We start from the raw sequence: 18,489 nt of genomic DNA on the forward strand, positions 1-18,489 counted from the left end.
TGTTACAGCCGGAAAGTAAGTTCTAATATATGGTAACACAACCATCCTGGTTGTTACAGCCGGAAAATAAGTTCTAAGATATGGTGACACAACCATCCTGGTTGTTACAGCCGGAAAATAAGTTCTAAGATATGGTGACACAACCATCCTGGTTGTTACAGCCGGAAAATAAGTTCTAAGATATGGTAACACAACCATCCTGGTTGTTACAGCCAGGATGGCTGTGTTACAAATAACTGTACCTTACCATCCTTAGAGGAAAAGCTGAATACTTACAAAAATAATCAGGACTTACGCATATACGAGACATATAGTGTTTAAAACTATTGTAGAATAGTTTTTTCACCCTACAGATAGTACCTTGGCGTAAGTCCTCATAATAAATGAAGGAAAAAAATAATGTCTAATCAAAAAAGATCACCTAATCCTGTACGTTACTTCCTAGCTAGATTTAGTCATTTAACAAAACCCTTAGTTTGGGGACCAATTGGTGTTGCTGCTCTAGTGCTATTATTTGCTTGGGAATTATCAGTTCACCCAGAATGGTTAGCCATTGAAGATGATGATAATGATGATTCAGTATCAAACGGTAATGCTATTACTGAAACTTTATCTCCGGAAGAAGCTTCTGTTATAAACGATATTGGTAATTCTTCAGTTTTAAAGAAAGAATTAGAAGCTGCTAAACAACAAGAAATTAATGCTCTACAAAATTTTCAGATTAATTTATTAGATAGATTAGAAGAAGAAAATGCCAAGAAATCTAATAAAGAGAAAAAAGCTACAAAACCTGAAGAATATATAGCTAAACCTCTGCCTAAAGTTAATATTTATGAAAGTAATAAAAGTCAAAATTTGTCTCCAAAAAATCAACCTCTGGTAAATAAGATCAATCTATTAGAGCCGACAAATAAGGAGGCAATGAAGGAAAAACCAGTCAATGCTCTTCAAACTGCTATGGATAATTATCTAGGTTTGCAAACTAAATCTGAGTCTTCCTCGAATGATCAGTCTCAAACAAATAATATTAACCTCTCTCCCACAGAAATAAAGCCAAAGGATATTAAACCTTCTCCTTTTGTAAATATACCAAGATCGAATATTTCTAAATCTCAAGAAACGAGTAATTTTAATTCCGTTTCCGAACCTATAAATGTTACTCCTCCAAAACCTTACTATACTGACTTATCAGGAGGAGTAAATCAGACAAATTCGACACATAATCCCACTAATTTACCAAGTTATAATTATTCTCTTCAAAGACAATCTACTAATCCAAATTTACCTCCATTAAATCCTGTTACACCTAATGGATTAATCAATAATCAAAATCAGATAAATGGAGTTAATAATTATTATGGTAATCAAGTATATACACAAAATCAACAACAACAATATAATTATGGAGTTAATCCTAATCAAGTAAATCAAAACTTATCACAAACTCCTCAGAATAATCCTGATTCTACAAATAATAATAATTTTAATAATCGCGGATATAGCCAACCTTGGAATAATCCTTTTAAAAATCAGAATTAAATAAGGTTTCCTAAATCTGTAAAAACTTTTAGATTTAATCAGCAAACCCTAAATAGATTGTCAGATTTGAGGATAAGGATTTAGTTTCCAAATCCCTTATGTGCTTGGGTTTGGAGACCAAACCCCTACAGTTTTTTCTCACCAATAATTTCTAATACCTATATATATCTTTAAAATAGCATTTTCAAAGACTAAAAACTTTATCTGTAAAAACTTTTAGATTTAATCAGCAAACCCTAAATAGATTGTCAGATTTGAGGGTAGGGATTTAGTTCCCAAATCCCTTATGTGCTTGGGTTTGGAGACCAAACCCCACTAAATTTTATTGGAAAAATTATCGGGGTTATTTAAGATTATTATTGTTTAATTTAAGTAACTCATTCTGAATACATGATGTTGGTAATAATGCTATTTTTTTACTGTTTAATACAGTACAGCTTTCTAAAGTAGTTGATAAAGCAGGAATAATATTTTGTTTTAGTTGCTCAATAATTGAATCTGGTAAATTATACTGACGAATTAACTCTTTATCAGCTACATATCTAGGGTCAAAAGCATTCAGATCGAGTAACCAAAAATCAACTTCATAATTCTGAATAAAATTATTAACTTGTTCTGGTTTAGAGGTATATTGAGCCTGAATTAAATCTATAGCTTTTTGACTAAATTGACTGTAATAACCGACATGATAAGGTAAGCTATATTCTTGAGCTACTAAAGTAGAACGTTGAGCAAAAGTAGGAATATTATTTGATTCCTTAGATATGGAAGCAATTAATGTATTTTTAGGTTGTGCTAATAAATATTTATATAATTCTATTTCTTTACCTTTAACGTAGGATTGATTATTGATAGTTAGGTCTTGAGAAAAAGGAATAAGACTCAATATTACTAATAATATAGTTGTACATCCGATAGATATTTTTTGTGAGAAAGTTAAACCTTTTTCTGACTCAGAAATAATTTGCTTTAAATAATTATCCAGCCAAATTATTAAGGCAATACCAGCAGCTATTGCCATTGTTACTCGCATACTATGATAAATATATCTGTTGGGAAAATGAAGATCAAATAAAAATATATGAGCTAGAAAAAATAATCCTATTGATGCTATAAAAATTTGACCTAATATTTCTACTTTTGTAGATACTTCTTTGGCTAGAGGAAATTTTTCTTTTTTGAGCAAAAAAGGTAATAGTAATGAACCTATAGCTAGTGGTGAAAATAATCCTAAAAATAAGATACCACTCCTCGGTCCTGTGAGCCAAAAAACTAAGGGGTTTTGATGAAAAAAGAATGCTCTCCCGTATTTACCATCAACATAATTGAAAATAGGTTGGATTTTGGCTGCGGTAGTAGTAATAATTGGTCCGAACTCCGTAGCAGGTAATTTATATGGTAAAAGTATGATTGTGGCAGTTATTATTCCTCCCAACCAAAGCCAATAATTTAACTTGATTGAGGTAAATTTTAACCGTTTTTTATGATAGGAGAATAGTCGAATAGTGATGATAGTTAGTGATAATAAAACTGTGTGGGGATAAAAAATTGCTTGGAGAGCGATCGCTACCAAAACCGGAAATAAATAACCTTGGAGTAAGTAATATAAAAATGCTAAAAAAAGTGGATAGAAAAATGCCCTGGGAGTAGCAGAAACTAAGTCATCTTCCATCCATAAAGTTTGATTTAAAATGAATGAGCTAAAAAATCCCACAGCAGGAATTGGCAAAATTTGTAAACTGATTCCGAAGCAGTAAAATGTAGAAATTAATGCCAGAAATATTGGTAATAATTTACCTAAAAAAATTGGGTCGATACCTAGAGACGTAATTAACCAATAAAAAGTTTTATAACCCCAAGGTGCTACTGACTGAAAATAGTCAGCAATTAAGTCATTAGGGAATAATTCTGCATCTAAAAAACGACGCATCCAAAATATATGTTGTCGGGCATCATCTTGGATTATATATTCAGTTTCAAAAGTGGCTTTTAGAGATTCAATACCATAAATTAATAGAACTGCTATGCTTAAACCTAACCAAAATATCCGGCTTCTAGTTATTAGGTTTTGATGTAAGATTGATAAAAATTTAGTTATTTTTGATTTTAATATTAAAGGATTTGACATATTAAATTAGGTAGTAGAAAGTAGTAGACTGACACACCTTAAATGGTACAATAGGAAATGGGGTGATGGGGGGATGGGGTCACGAAAAAAGCGCTCTGCACTATTTTAGCTGAAACAATGTAGTAGTAGATTGACACACCTTAAATGGTTCAATAGCTCTAGGTTGGGTTGAGGAACGAAACAAGGACAAAAATTTTGCTCCCCGACTTCCCGATTTCCCGACTTCCTAATGCACAAAATTAGCTGTGTCAATCCAGTAGGAAGTGGTAGACTGACACACCTTAAATGGTGCAATAGATGTAGGTCCTTGTTGTTCCCGTTAGGGTTGCGGAGTATGGAACCCCGAAACCCAACAAAAATCTTTCTCTCCTACTCCCCCATTCCCCTACTCCCTAACGCACCAAATTTTTAGGTCGGTCAAGTAAGGTGTATTAGGGTCAGCGTTACGCACCAAATTTTTAGGTCAGTCAAGTAAGGTGTATTAGGGTCAGCCTAACGCACCAAATTTTTAGGTTATAAATTAGCATCTCTAGTAGAATGTTTTAGCAAATAATTAATTAGTGCTTTATAGAAGTGCGCCTAACGCACCCTACTAAACTTTTTACTTTTAACTTTTGAATTGATTAACGAGAAGCTTTTCCTAACAATAATAACGCTACTCCAAGACCGATAAAATTTGGTAGCCATCCAGCCAAAAAAGGAGTTAAAACTTCTTTTTGCCCCATTGCTCCTGTCATAAAAGAAAGTAAATAATAGGTAAAAATAATTATCACACTAATACCAAAGCTAGTACCTCGATTAGAATTTCTATGAGGTCTAACTCCTAAAGACGCTCCTACCAAACCCATTACTAAACACACAAATGGTAAAGCCAATTTTTGTTGAATCCTAACCTGAGTTTTCACAACTTTTCGATAATTTCCACTGAGTCGCATTAACTCTAAATACTCATAAGATTGAGCAATATTCATTTGTGTATAAGTACGTTTTTTTCCTGCTAAATCTAAAGGCGCTCTAGAAAGCTTTAATTGCTGATGGTCAAACTTAACAATATTACGATATGAACCATCTGAAGATACCAAATAAATAGTACCATTAAACAAATCCCAAATATTTTTTGTTGGATTCCAAGTTGCTGATTCAGAAGATACAATTTGCTCAACTCCATACTTAGAACGGTCTAAAATAGTTATACCTTTCATGTATTTACCATCAAACTTTTCGGCATAAAATAACCGAGTAAGTGTATCATCTCGACTACCATCTGGTCGTCTAACTTTGCCAAATTCTGGGTAGAATATATTTTCCTCTTTGAAAGGAGGGTTGTCTTGCTCCAAAGTTTTTTCTAAGATGAGAGAGCTTTGATAGTTAGCATTAGGTACAATTACCTCATTGAGAGCAAAGGTCAAACCAGTTGCCATTAAACTAACTATAACTGCCGGTATAATTATTCGCGATACACTAACACCACAGCTACGGAGAGCAACTATCTCACTATTACTAGACATCTCACTGTAAACCATCAGAGTGGCCAGTATCATTGCCATAGGTAATGCTAAAGCAATAAATTCTGGCATTTTTAAGAGAAATACTTGGATGGCAATGGAAATAGGTAGTCCAGATTCTGTAACTTTTCGGACTAACTCAAACATTGCTCCGACTGTGACACCAATAGATGAAAATAATCCGACACCAAAAATGAAAGGCCCAATTAATTCTGTGATGATGTAGCGATCCATGACAGAAATTGTTGGTCCAAATATTGGGAGGGGAGATAAGGATTTTGAGGTAGTACGCTCCATATTCTTTAGATTTAGGGTTGAATCTACAATTGCAGAATTGACTATTAGTTAGCTTTTAATTCTATCCTTTATTAAATATATGTTTGAGGATGTTATTTAAGGTTAGCTTAATTTCAATCCTATGTTTCTAGTACAATGGTGCTTAAAACTAGGTTGCAATAGTTTTATATATATAGTACCTTTGCGTAAGTCCTGTTTATATTAAATCTGCTATAATTATGAGAAATAACTATTCAAAAAAATGATTACTGAAATTATAAATATCAAAAAATTAAACAGTGATCGCCTTACCATTCTATCAAGTCCGCTAGCATCAGTTTTATTCAGCATTTACAGCCAAGTAGCGATAGCACATCCGTTCCGTTTCGCGATCGCTTCTTTTCATGCTTATTGATGTTTAATTCATCTATTGACCAATAGTAATTAAATGGGAAATACAATCAAATTTTGCGATCAATTACCACAAAAATACCAAGCAAATCCATTATTTATGAGATTTTGATCAATCCAAGGAAAGTAGGGATATAAGCTCTGTTCGGCTTTGCCACACACTATTTACGCAACCACTCATTGTCATCTTATTGATGTATGATTCATCTATTGGCCAATAGTAATTAAATGGGAAATTACAGTAATGAGTGGTAACACAACCTTCCAAGTTATTACAGCAAACGAAGGCTGTGTTACTCTGGATAGAGATTAATCTTCAACTGTACTTCACTATGCTCAAAAGTGCGGTAAGTTCAACTATCATTAATACACAGGACTTAGCGATTAACGCTATGGGCAGGGTGTGTTAGCGCCAGTGAACGCGCCAATAGTCTATATGTAGTGCCTTAACGTAAGTCCTGATACAAAAAGACGGCATAGATAATTTAGTTATCTAAAGATGACTTAAGCTAAAAGCCCACGGATTTCAATGCTTGGCGAGAATAGTTAGGAAAAACAGGAAACTGGGGAATTATAGAGAGGATAGTCAGAAGAATTGTCCCTTAATTTTTCTGCCATTATTCTGGTTTGAGGAGGAAGTATGAACCCTACTACTATTCAAATAGCACTAGCTGCTGTATTGGCGACAAAAGCTTTGGAAAAAACAGGAGAAAATATTGATGAGGTAGTCTGGAATCAAAGTGCTAAATTTATAGAATCTCTGAAACAACAATCTCCAAATACTGTAACTGCCATTGAAAAATCATCAGAGCAACCTTTAAATTATCGTCAGGTGGTTTTGCAAATTCTGGGAGCAGTAACTAATCGTAATGTAGCTCAGACAATACAGGAGTTAGCAGCAGCAGTAGAAGAAAATCCTCATCCTAAAATCAATCAAGTTTTACAAGAAATAGAAAAAATACTAAATTTTCAGCAGCAAACAAAAGCACAGTTGTATAGTCAGTTAGTAGAAGAGTTTTATCACTCTCAAAGCGATCGCTTTCCCATTCACAAAACTAGGCGACAGGAATTAGAAAAAGCTTTGGGTGAACTAGCAAAACAAAATATTGACTCTAATAGCGATCGCTCCCCATTACAGAAAAATTTGATTGAGCAAATATTGGGAGTTGCTGATGATGAAAATTCTTTATTTGATGTAGCATTGCAAATTGGTTGGCTAAATAATGTGCAGGTAGCAGCAGGTTCACCCACAGAAAAAGTCTATGCTTTTTTTCATCCCAGGTTTGAAGAATATTTTGCTGCCATAGCGATCAATAATTGCAATTTTTTCTTCCCTCCCCCAGAGAATAATAAACCTGTAAAACTTGAACGTTATCGAATTTTTCAGCCACAGTGGAAACAAGTGATTTTGCTGTGGTTAGGGAGAGAGGATTTGGAGGAGGAAAAGAAAGAAGAATTTATTAAAGCTTTAACCAAGTTTAAGGATAGATATGGAGACTTTTTGATTCAAACCGGAAAAAAAATTTATACATATCAGGCTTATTTTCTAGCTGCTGCTGGAGTTGTTGAATTTCCCCAATGCAGCCAAACTGATAAAATAGTGAACACAGTAGTTTATTGGGCATGCAATCATAGGTTAAAGGAAATAGAAACAAAAGCTCAAAGGATTTTACTAGAAACTCCCAGAAAAAAAACTATCAATGCTTTAGTCAAATTGTTGGGGTACACTTCTGATAATAAGACTCGCACTCAAGCAGCAGAAAGCTTAGGCAAAATTGGCACCGGAAATGAATATGCAATTGATAGTTTGGTAAATTTGTTACAGTCTACCCCCAATCGTTGGACTCGCAACCAAGTAGCAGAAAGCTTAGGCAAAATTGGCACCGGAAATGAAAAAGCTATTAATAGTTTAGTGTATTTATTGAAATCTACCTTTGATGATACTCGCAGGAAAGCAGCAGAGACCCTAGGAAAAATTGATCCTGGCAATCAAAAAGCGATTGATAGTTTAGTGCAATTATTGGAGTCTACTTCTAATAATCAGATTCGCAGACAAGCAGCAGAAACCCTAGGAAAAATCGATCCCGGAAATCAAAAAGCGATTGATAGTTTAGTACAATTATTGGAGTCTACTTCTGATGATAAAACTCGCAGACAAGCAGCATATAGCTTAGAGAAAATTGGCATGGGCAATGAGAAAGCAATTGATGGTTTACTACAATTATTAGAGTCTACTTCTGATGATTCTACTCGCTTGATAACAACCTATAGTTTAGGGAAAATTGGTATCGGTAATCAGAAAGCCATTGATAGTTTAGCAAATTTATTAAAGTCTAGTTCTGATAAGTATATTCGCTGGGGAGTAGGAGAATCTTTAAGAAAAATTGACCCTGGTAATCAAACAGCAATAGATAGTTTTGCGTATTTACCGGGGTCTACTTCTGATCATACTGGCTTTCGAGCCAAAAAACATCGTTGGTTATTTTTATTGCTATGCTTTTTGTTAGGAATAGCCCTAGTCTTGACACTTCCTTTAATCTTTTAACAAAAAATGCTATTCAAAAAGTTGAAAAATACTCAAAAAGAATAGTTAGCAAAAATGGGGAATTTGGAAATTTAGGAATTTCAGAATTATAATTGGGGGATTATCGAAAAGGTAGTCAGAAGAATTGTCCCTTGATTTTTCTGTAATTATTAAATTCTAGGAGGAAATATGGATTCTACTACTATTGCAATAGCCCTATCTGCTGTATTGGGGACAAAAGCTGGGGAAAAAACCGGAGAAAATATTGGGGAGGAACTTTGGGACAAAAGCGTTAAATTTCTGGAATCTCTCAAACAAAAATCTCCCGATATTTTAACTGCTATTGAACAAGTTTCAGAGCAGCCTTTAGATTACGGTGAGAAGGTTTTGGAAATGCAGAAAGGAGTAGCTAATCCTGATGTCGCCAAGACAATGCAAGAATTAGCAATAGCAGTAGAAGAAAATCCTCATCCGATAATCATTGATGGTATCGTGCAATTGTTAGGGTCTACTTCTAATGATAATACTCGCACTCTAGCAGCAGAAAGCTTAGGGAAAATTGGTAAAGGCAATAAGTACGCAATTGATAGTTTGGTACATTTGCTGGGATCTACTTCTAATTATTTGACTCCCAGGAAAGCAATATATAGCTTAGAGAAAATTGGCATGGGGAATAAGTATGCCATTGATAGCTTGGTAAATTTATTGGGGTCTACTTCTAATGATAATACTCGCTTGATCGCAGTATATAGTTTAGAGAAAATTGGCATGGACAATAAGTATGCCATTGATAGTTTGATAAATTTGTTGAAGTCTACTTCTGATGATAATACTCGCAGAAAAGTAGCATTAAGCTTAGGAACAATTGCTATAGGTAACAAGTATGCCATTGATAGTTTGGTAGATTTATTGAAGTCTACTTCTGATGATAATACTCGCTTGATCGCAGTACATAGCTTAGAGAAAATTGGCAAGAGCGACCAGTATGCAATTGATAGTTTGGTGCATTTATTGGAGTCTACTTCTGATAATTTAACTCGCAGAAGAGCAGCAAAAATTTTAGGAAAAATTGACCCCGGCAATCAAAAAGCCATTGATAGTTTGATAGATTTGTTGCAGTCTACTTCTGATCGTGAGACTTGCATAGAAGCAGCAGAAACTCTAGGGAAAGTTGGCACAGGCAATCAAAAAGCCATTGATAGTTTGGTAGATTTGTTGCAGTTTACTTTTGATGATGATACTTCCAGGGAAGCAGCAGACAGTCTAGGGAAAATTGGTTGGGGCAATAAATCTGCAATTGATGGTTTAGTGCAATTATTGATATCTACTTCTGATGATTATACTCGCACTATAGCAGCAGAAAACTTAGGGAAAATTGGCACAGGCAATCGGAAAGCCATTAATAGTATGGTGCAATTATTGAGGTCTACTTCTGATGATTATACTCGCACTATAGCAGCAGAAACTCTAGAGAAAATTGGCTGGGGGAATAAGTATGCAATTGATGGTTTGGTGCAATTGTTGGGTTCTACTATTGATGATGATACTCGCACTATAGCAACAGAAACCCTAGAGAAAATTGGCATGGGTAATCAAAAAGCCATTGATGATTTGATGCCTCAGTTGGAGTCTAATTCTGATAATTCTACTCCCACTATAAAAGCAAAAAACTCAGGGAAAATTACCACCAGCAATGAGAAAGCCATTGATGATTTAGTAAATTTATTGGGTTCTACTTCTGATAACTATACTCGCTTGCGAGCAGCAGAAACTCTAGAGAAAATTGGCATGGGTAATGAATATGTAATTGATGGTTTAGTGCAATTATTAAGATCTACTTTTGATGATAATACTCGGACTCTAGCAGCAGAAACTCTAGAGAAAATTGGCATGGGTAATGAGTATGCAATTGATGGTTTAGTGCAATTATTGAGGTCTACTTCTGATAATTCTACTTGCACTATAGCAACAAAAACTCTAGAAAAAATTGGCATGGGTAATGAGTATGCAATTGATGGTTTAGTGAAATTATTGAGGTCTACTTCTGATGATTATATTGGCACTATAGCAGCAGAAACTATCAAGAAAATTGGCATGGGCAATGAGTATGCAATTGATGGTTTAGTGAAATTATTGAAGTCTACTTCTGAGAATAAGACTTGTTGGCGAGCTGCAGAAACTCTAGGGAAAATTAGCATGGGCAATCAAAAAGCCATTGATGGTTTCGTGCAATTTTTGGTGTCTAACTCTACTCTTTGGATTCGCAGGAAAGTACCAGAAACCATAGAGAAAATTGGCATAGGTAATCAGAAAGCAATTAATGGTTTGGTGCAATTATTGGAGTCTACTTCTGACAAGAATACTCGCTGGCGAGCAACAGAAACCTTAGAGAAAATTGGCAGGGGAAATCAGAAAGCTATTGATGGTTTAGTGCAATTATTAGGAACTACTTCTGATGATTATCTGCGCACTATAGTATCAGAAATCATCAAGAAAATTGGCAGGGGAAATCAGCAAGCTATTGATAGTTTAGTTCAATTATTGGGGTCTACTTCTGATTATTTTACTCGCATTATAACAGCAGAAATTCTTGAGAAAATTGGCAGGGGAAATCAGAAAACTATTGATATTTTTCTAAAATTGTTAGCATCTAGTTCTGATAAAAATACTCGCACTTTAGCAGCACAAACCCTAGAAAAAATTGGCAGGGGAAATCAGGAAGCAATTGATAGTTTGCTGCAATTATTAGGCTCTACTTCTGATAAGTATACTCGGACTACAGCAGCAGAAACCCTGGAGAAAATTGGCAGTGGAAATCAGAGAGCAATTGATAGTTTAGCACATTTATTGAAGTCTACTTCTAGTGATAGTTTAGCAGATTTATTAGAGTCTACTTCTGATGATTTAACTCGCTCAATAGCGGCAAAAAGCTTGGAGAAAATTAGTACAGGCAATCAAAAAGCTATTGATAGTTTGGCAGATTTATTGCAGTCTACTTCTGATTATTCTACTCGCTCGATAGCAGCAGAAACTTTAGAAAAAATCGGCATAGGCAATCAAAAAGCTATTGATAGTTTGGTGCATTTATTGGAGTCTACTTCTGATTATTTTACTCGCTCGATAGCAGCAGAAACTTTAGAAAAAATTGGCATAGGCAATCAAAAAGCTATTGATGATTTAGTACATTTATTGAGGTCTACTGCTGATGATTATACTCGCTTGATAGCATCAGAAACTCTAGAAAAAATTGGCTGGGGAAATCAGAAAGCTATTGATGGTTTTGTACAATTGTTGGCGTCTACTTCTGATGACAAAACTCGCTGGAAAGCAGCAAAAAGGTTGGATAAAATTAGCATGAGCAATCAAAAAGCTATTGATGATTTAGTACATTTGTTGGGGTCTACTATTGTTCCTTGATTTTGCTGCAATTATTCAGTGCTACCCACCTATCAGTTCCCAAAAAAAAGTATTAGGATATTAATAAAATTAAAATTATTTACAACCAATAGTTTTGGGTTTAGCTCATAGCTGAAAGCTAAACCATTAAGGTTATAAATTATATTTATGACGTTGGGCTTCAGCAAATTCATCAAAAGAACTAAATATATTCTTGATAATTTAATGTTGTTTATTTTAACATAGTGGGCTTCTTCAATTACTAAAATTCAAAAAGATAGTACAATTTAAAATTAAGCTTTGGCTGGAAAATTGGCGCTTGGTAGTGGATAGAAAAGCTGGTATTCTGACTTTAGCAATGGATAATTAATAATTAATAATTGATAATGAATTAAAATACTAAACTTTGTAATAAACTCTTTTTTTAGAGAAGAAAAATGTAATCTTTTTTTTAATCTAATACAAAAGTTTTTCAACTAAATAATTATTCATTATCAATTATCTATAGATGCTTTGATATTTATTCAGAAAGCCCTAGCTATGTTCAGGCGATCGCTTTTTTCCAGTTTTCAAGTTCAAAAAGACTTAGAGATTTTGTTAAAGCAATTTATCCTAATTCTATTAAAGCTAAATAAGTTGGATGTTTGAAAGAATTTTTTCTAAAACTTTCTATCACCTTCTATTTCTCATGCTCAGAACCAAACTTTTTTTCTGTTGTGCTAATAAGATCTTTTGCTAATCGCTCGCTAAATCCCACCACAAAAGACAAAGAAAATAGAGACATTCATCTTTGCTCTTGTCTCGTTTCATTATCAAGTTCGCCAAAAGTAATAGGAATAATTCTTCCCTGTAAAACAGCAAAGATTAAAATACCAAATGTACCTCCGATTAGAGGCTTATAAAAACCAACTAAGATAGGAATTATAGAGTCTTGATACTGATAATCTTCTTCAGATTGTTGATAATTACTCAGTCTAGATAAGATACTAATTATGCTACCTATAGCACCAGCAGTAAAACACAAGTCGCCTAACCAAACTGTCATTTTAAAATCGTTTATATACATATCTGGCGAGTCATTTGTTCTGCTAGAAATATCTGATGAAAGAATTCCTTTTGACTCTAGAAAAATTTCTAAATTATCGCTTCCCGACAATAAACCTAGAGGAGTAAGAATATAAAATGGAATTCCTATAATTAACCCTAGTAAAATTTTCAGAATAATCTTAGAGGTAACTTTTCGATAAAAATTAATAGGTAAAGCTAGCCAAAAATTTTTAATTCTTCTGATTCTAAATTCTCCATCTATTCGCAGTCTTTTAATCAGCAGTATTTGAGGATTATGCTGAAAAGATTGAATGGCAATCTTAAGATTCAATAGTAAATTAGCTACTTCTGATTTTTTGTGAATATTTTTAATTAATTTTCCAGATAGATATAGAGTTTTGATATCTAAGAGTAATATCAAAATTTTAGAAACTTCTTCTTGATTTTCTTCACTTAATTCCTGGATAAAATTAGGGTCGGTAATTAGTTCATTGATTTGGGCTAATAAATCATATACTTGGGTATCTATTTCATCAATAACCTGAAGATAATGTTGTGCCTCGGAAACTGGCTTTTTTTCCGAATAATTTAATTCAGAATTATTAAAATCATGTTTTGGCTGAATCATATTTATATATAGCAATCCTATTTTATTCGTGTCAAAAATCTTACTACTTTTTCGGGAACAAGTAAGAGTTACGGTTCCCGATAAATCAGTTTTTTTATCTACTTTTTGATTTGTCGCAACCTAATTTAGGGTTGCGATAAAGGGGTGGATTAACTTCCCCTCCTGGGAGGGGTTATATCAAATCCGGTAGTATCGGTGTAAAAAGAGTGTGGGAAGGTTGGTAGGTAGTGGACTGTTTCATCTTAAATAATGCAATAGATGTAGGTTGGGTTGAGGTACGAAACAAGGGCAAAAATCTTTTCTCCCCTACCCTCCTACTTCTCTACTCCCTAATGCACTATTTTAGGTGAAACAGTCCAGTAGGTTAAACTTGCTGTTTCTGACAACACCTTCAGGTAGAGCGTGCCATCTTTTTCGTATAGCTCTGGATATCCACTGGTAATGCGATGAGAATGTCCTGTCACTTCTCCTTTTGCTAAAATCAGATGGGATAGTTTATTGTCTAAAGTTAGTTCGGTTGGTTGCCAGATAACGTCACCTTGTCGAATTGGTTACATTGCGATTTTCTCCTAAACTATTAAATAAATGGCAGATTATTATATTTCTCTGTAAATTACAGGATACATCATTTCATATTTATTTATCAACTATAGCAATTTAATATTTTACCGTAGGGGTTTGGTCTCCAAACCCTACAGTTTTTTTAACAAATAATCACGGTAATAAAAAACTCAAAATATAACTTTTATCCAACTTTTCCCAATCCCATTTTGGAACTTGATTGGGAAACTAAACCCCGATATTTTTTTTCTCAAATGCTTGAAGATTACTATAGATTTTATGATTAATTTTTGGGGAAATTTTCCAAATTAATGGGGTTTAGAGACCAAACCCAGACATCTTTATTTCTCAAAATTAAAGGGGTTGGGAGACCAAACCCCTACAGTTTTTTTTTAGAAATAATTACTGTAATAAAAACTTCAAAATCTAACTTTAATTCAACTTTTCTAAACTCACCAAAGCATTATAATCAGGCACACCTTCCACAGAACGTTTACCTTTATCTAATAATACATTTCCTTCCGGCCAATGTACTTGTAAATTACCTGGTTTCATCGGTGCTAAAAATACTTTCCCAAACAACAAACCAAAATCATTTTTTAACCGTACATTATCCCCATCTTTCAATCCTAATTTTTCCGCATCAAAAGGATTAATTAAAACTGCTTCTCGTACCGCACCAGTAATTGCATCTTTCTGAGACTGCACCATACTATTAAATTGTTTACCTCGGCGAGTTGCTACTAAAAAATATCCCTCCGGCAACTCTTCTTTTGGTGGAGAAAGGATAGAAAATTTCGCCTTACCATCTGACGTTGGAAAATTCCAACCAAAACATAAATGAGAACCTCCATATTGAAAATTATCTCCTGGTTCTTTTAAATGTTGAATACCTGAATATTGAGAAATTACCAAAGCAATTTCTTGACGAATTTCTTCAGTATTTTTAAATTCTAACTTATCTGCTAATTCCGGACGCACTAACTTTGCTAAATCCATAAAAACTTCCCATTCCGGACGAGATTCCCCAATTCTCGGACCGGGAATTTCCGGACTAAAAATCACCCTTCTTTCCGTGGTAGTTTCTGTTACTCCTCCCGGAATTTCATAACGAGTCGTCGCAGGTAATAATATTACAGTTTCTCCTGGTTCAACTAACATTTGATTAGAACAAACAATATCCTGATGTACTCGCAAAGCCACCCCTTTCATAGCAACTTCCACATAATCTGGAGCTGGCAAAACTTCTAAAAAATTTCCCCCTACAGAAAACAAAACATCCAACTTTCCATCTGCCGCATTATCAATCATTTCTGAAGCAATTAAACCAGGATTATTCGGCACAGAAAAACCCCAAAAATTACTCATAACTTCAGCATTTTCAGAATTAATTTTTCTGCCTCCTGGAAACACCGTAGAATAACAACCCATTTCGGCTCCACCTTGCACCCCAGAATGACCCCGAATCGGCATTAAACCACAACCTTCTCTACCAACAAAACCTTTAGTTAAAGCCAAATTAATAATAGCCCTAACATTATCTTCCCCACACTCATGTTGAGTAATTCCCATACTCCAAACAAACACCGCTTTTTCGGCTTTTTTCACCATTTTAGCAAAGGCAAACATTTCATCTTTACTAGCTCCAGAAAAACGTTCTAAATCTGACCAAGATTGAGAATTTAAAGAACTTTTTAATTCCTCAAATTTATTAGTATAATTATCAATAAAATGTCTATCTATCCAATCATTAGCAATCAAATGTTTAATAGTTCCATTAATAAATGCCATGTCTCCATTAACATTAACTAAAAAGAAATCTTCAGCAAATTTTGTACCAAATAAAGCACTTTCTGGAATAGACGGAACCCAATAACGTTCCATCCCCGGTTCCCGATAAGTATTAATCACAACAATTTTTGTACCTGCTTTTTTTGCCCAGTGCAAATATTTAACAGTAACAGGTTGATTATTTGCTACATTTGAACCAATAAATACCAATAAATCAGTACCAATCCAATCTTTATAAGAACAAGTAGTAGCAGCAGCACCAATAGTAGTTTTCAACGCTCCCGTGCTAGGAGAATGACAAATGCGAGCAGCATTATCAATATTATTAGTACCGATCGCCCGTGCAGCTTTTTGCGCAGCATAATAAGTTTCATTGACAGTACCGCGACTCGTGAGATAGAAACCTGTGCGATCTGGGTGAGTAGTTTTCAGGCGATCGCTAATAACTGCCATCGCTTCATCCCAACTAATACGCCGAAACCCTTTGTCACCTTTGTCACGGCGCATGGGATAAGGTAATCGCCCCATTTCTCGCAGTTCCCCACTACTTTTATTTTCCAGTTGAGAAACATCTGCCAGTATTTCCGGGTTAAATGCTGACATCGTATTCAGACGCAATAATCGGAGGCGAACATTACAGAGATGAAAACCATCCAGAGTCCAGTCTTTCATGCCTGTTGTGCCGAGGGAACAACCATCACAGACTCCTTTGTTGAGTATTTCCCAAGCGTAGGGGAGTTGATCGAAGTTTTCAATGCCAGCGCGGATAACTTCCCAGTAGTTATTGGGGTATTGTTCGCCAATACCGAATGGTTTCCAACTTGCCCAAATTTTCGGATTCCAGATTTTGTTTGGTTTAGGTAACATAATTTATTTGATTACAGCAGTTTTCATTTCAGTAAACCACTGTAGGGACGTATTGCTAACGCAAAGCTCCGCTAACGCTGCGCGACATGAAACGCATTTTTGTTATGCAACGTCCCTACAGAGTGTGGTTCATTGGCCTGAAAACGGATGTAATTTTTTGGTAAGTCCTGAGAATATAATTTTTATTTGTTAATATTATTTAATTTTTTTGAAGTTAAAGGTGAATTTTTCTTATAGGTTATATAATGCCGGATAAAAACACAAGGAAACAATTTCAGATGCATACTTTAATAAAAATAGGAAGTCGAGGAGAAGACCAAAAGTAGAAGATGAATAAACATTTCTTACTTTCTTACTTTCTTACTTTCTTACTTTCTTACTTTTGACTTTTGAATTTTAAGTTTTGAAAAAAACCAAAAGACCAAAAGTAGAAGATGAATAAGCATTTCTTACTTTTGACTTTTGATAACATTTCCTTACTTTCTTAACTTTTGACTTTTAACTTTTGACTTTTGAATCTTAGAAAAAAACCAAAAGACCAAAAGTAAAAGATGAATAAACATTTCTTACTTTTGAATTTTCAATTTTGACTTTTGAATTTTGAATTTTAAGTTTTGACTTTTGAATTTAACTACCTATCTACAGACCCCATAATAATGTCAATACTACCTAAAATAGCCACAAGATCTGCCACTTTTGCACCCTGCAAAATATGAGGAAAAACCTGTAAATTCACAAAATCTGCTGCTCTAATCTTAAAACGCCAAGGGAACATATTATCATCACCAATAATATAAATCCCAATCTCTCCCTTACCACTTTCAATCCGAACATAATGCTCACCTTTGGGAATCTTAAAAGTCGGAGGAATTTTCTTACCTAAAAATTGGTAATCAAAACCATTCCACTCAGACTTAGGCCCTTCAGCCATCCGTTTAGCTTCCAGATTTTCATAAGGTCCTCCAGGAAGTCCCTGAATAGCTTGACGAATAATCTTCACCGACTCCCGCATTTCTCGAATCCGCACCAAATATCGCGCCAAACAATCCCCATCTTTTTCCCAGTGAACTTCCCAGTCAAAATCGTCGTAACATTCATAATGGTCAACCTTTCGTAAATCCCACTTAACTCCAGAAGCTCGTAACATTGGACCAGAAAGCCCCCAGTTAATCGCATCTTCCCGACTAATCACACCCAACCCTGTGATTCGGCGACGGAAAATTGGGTTATTAGTAATCAGACGTTCATATTCATCAACCTTGGGCAAGAAATAATCACAAAAATCTTCACATTTATCCACCCAACCATAAGGTAAATCAGCAGCTACCCCACCAATACGGAAATAATTATTATTTACCATTCGATAACCTGTAGCAGCTTCCCACAAATCATAAATCATTTCCCGTTCCCGGAAGATATAGAAGAAAGGAGTTTGGGCACCCACATCGGCCAAGAATGGGCCAAGCCATAACAAATGATTAGCAATCCGGTTTAGTTCCAACATTATGACCCGGATATAACTCGCCCTTTTCGGAACTTCAATATCCGCTAATTTCTCTGGAGCATTAACTGTTACAGCTTCGTTAAACATTCCCGCAGCATAATCCCAACGACTAACATAAGGAACAAACATTGTATTGGTGCGGTTCTCAGCAATTTTTTCCATGCCCCTATGTAAGTAACCAATCACAGGTTCACAGTCAACTACATCTTCTCCATCTAATGTGACAATTAACCTTAATACCCCGTGCATTGAGGGATGATGAGGCCCCATGTTAATGACCATGGGTTCGGTTCTAGTTTGAATTTGGCTCAT

Annotated in this window: 10 protein-coding genes; 4 read left to right on the top strand and 6 right to left on the bottom strand. The window is 34.8% G+C overall.

Going from position 1 to position 18,489, the window contains the following annotated elements:
* Positions 1-399: 399 nt before the first annotated feature.
* A complete protein-coding gene (locus tag VKJ25_RS08600) occupies positions 400-1,539 on the top strand; it encodes a hypothetical protein (protein ID WP_324236212.1) in 1,140 nt (379 codons plus the stop codon).
* Between the two features lie 343 nt (positions 1,540-1,882).
* Here VKJ25_RS08600 and VKJ25_RS08605 read toward each other — a convergent pair whose 3' ends face one another.
* Both VKJ25_RS08605 and VKJ25_RS08610 read right to left on the bottom strand, forming a co-directional pair.
* Positions 1,883-3,667 (bottom strand): hypothetical protein, encoded by a 1,785-nt coding sequence (locus VKJ25_RS08605; RefSeq protein ID WP_324236213.1) that lies wholly within the window; start codon positions 3,665-3,667, stop codon positions 1,883-1,885.
* 623 nt (positions 3,668-4,290) lie between these two features.
* Positions 4,291-5,469, bottom strand: coding sequence for an LptF/LptG family permease (locus VKJ25_RS08610; protein ID WP_324236214.1), 1,179 nt, complete (start codon positions 5,467-5,469; stop codon positions 4,291-4,293).
* Positions 5,470-5,710: 241 nt separating this feature from the next.
* Between VKJ25_RS08610 and VKJ25_RS08615 the strand changes: the two genes are divergently transcribed.
* The 3 genes from VKJ25_RS08615 (at position 5,711) to VKJ25_RS08625 (ending at position 11,800) form a co-directional block, all read left to right on the top strand.
* Complete coding sequence (locus VKJ25_RS08615; protein ID WP_324236215.1) at positions 5,711-5,863, top strand: hypothetical protein; 153 nt, start codon at positions 5,711-5,713, stop codon at positions 5,861-5,863.
* 636 nt (positions 5,864-6,499) lie between these two features.
* Entirely contained in the window at positions 6,500-8,404 is a 1,905-nt protein-coding gene (locus tag VKJ25_RS08620; RefSeq protein ID WP_324236216.1) for a HEAT repeat domain-containing protein, read from the top strand.
* 168 nt (positions 8,405-8,572) lie between these two features.
* Positions 8,573-11,800: a HEAT repeat domain-containing protein gene (locus tag VKJ25_RS08625; protein ID WP_324236217.1), complete on the top strand. Its 3,228-nt coding sequence runs from the start codon at positions 8,573-8,575 to the stop codon at positions 11,798-11,800.
* Positions 11,801-12,563: 763 nt separating this feature from the next.
* Here the strand turns inward: VKJ25_RS08625 and VKJ25_RS08630 are convergent.
* The 4 genes from VKJ25_RS08630 to VKJ25_RS08645 all read right to left on the bottom strand — a co-directional run bounded on the left by VKJ25_RS08630 (position 12,564) and on the right by VKJ25_RS08645 (position 18,489).
* Positions 12,564-13,454 carry a hypothetical protein gene (locus VKJ25_RS08630; protein ID WP_324236218.1) on the bottom strand — a complete coding sequence of 297 codons (891 nt, stop codon included), beginning with the start codon at positions 13,452-13,454 and terminating at the stop codon, positions 12,564-12,566.
* Between the two features lie 329 nt (positions 13,455-13,783).
* Positions 13,784-13,918 carry a hypothetical protein gene (locus VKJ25_RS08635; protein WP_324236219.1) on the bottom strand — a complete coding sequence of 45 codons (135 nt, stop codon included), beginning with the start codon at positions 13,916-13,918 and terminating at the stop codon, positions 13,784-13,786.
* Positions 13,919-14,447: 529 nt separating this feature from the next.
* A complete protein-coding gene (locus tag VKJ25_RS08640) occupies positions 14,448-16,673 on the bottom strand; it encodes an FdhF/YdeP family oxidoreductase (RefSeq protein ID WP_324236220.1) in 2,226 nt (741 codons plus the stop codon).
* A 631-nt stretch (positions 16,674-17,304) separates the two neighbouring features.
* Positions 17,305-18,489: an NAD(P)H-quinone oxidoreductase subunit H gene (locus tag VKJ25_RS08645; protein ID WP_324236221.1), complete on the bottom strand. Its 1,185-nt coding sequence runs from the start codon at positions 18,487-18,489 to the stop codon at positions 17,305-17,307.

The organism is Okeania sp., from assembly GCF_035285525.1.
Taxonomy (GTDB): Bacteria; Cyanobacteriota; Cyanobacteriia; order Cyanobacteriales; family Microcoleaceae; genus Trichodesmium.

What these genes read in the sequence shown, in the direction of transcription:
- VKJ25_RS08600 (WP_324236212.1), top strand. Translation starts at nt 400, where the DNA reads ATGTCTAATCAAAAAAGATCACCTAATCCTGTACGTTACTTCCTAGCT.
- VKJ25_RS08605 (WP_324236213.1), bottom strand. Translation starts at nt 3,667, where the DNA reads ATGTCAAATCCTTTAATATTAAAATCAAAAATAACTAAATTTTTATCA.
- VKJ25_RS08610 (WP_324236214.1), bottom strand. Translation starts at nt 5,469, where the DNA reads ATGGAGCGTACTACCTCAAAATCCTTATCTCCCCTCCCAATATTTGGA.
- VKJ25_RS08615 (WP_324236215.1), top strand. Translation starts at nt 5,711, where the DNA reads ATGATTACTGAAATTATAAATATCAAAAAATTAAACAGTGATCGCCTT.
- VKJ25_RS08620 (WP_324236216.1), top strand. Translation starts at nt 6,500, where the DNA reads ATGAACCCTACTACTATTCAAATAGCACTAGCTGCTGTATTGGCGACA.
- VKJ25_RS08625 (WP_324236217.1), top strand. Translation starts at nt 8,573, where the DNA reads ATGGATTCTACTACTATTGCAATAGCCCTATCTGCTGTATTGGGGACA.
- VKJ25_RS08630 (WP_324236218.1), bottom strand. Translation starts at nt 13,454, where the DNA reads ATGATTCAGCCAAAACATGATTTTAATAATTCTGAATTAAATTATTCG.
- VKJ25_RS08640 (WP_324236220.1), bottom strand. Translation starts at nt 16,673, where the DNA reads ATGTTACCTAAACCAAACAAAATCTGGAATCCGAAAATTTGGGCAAGT.
- VKJ25_RS08645 (WP_324236221.1), bottom strand. Translation starts at nt 18,489, where the DNA reads ATGAGCCAAATTCAAACTAGAACCGAACCCATGGTCATTAACATGGGG.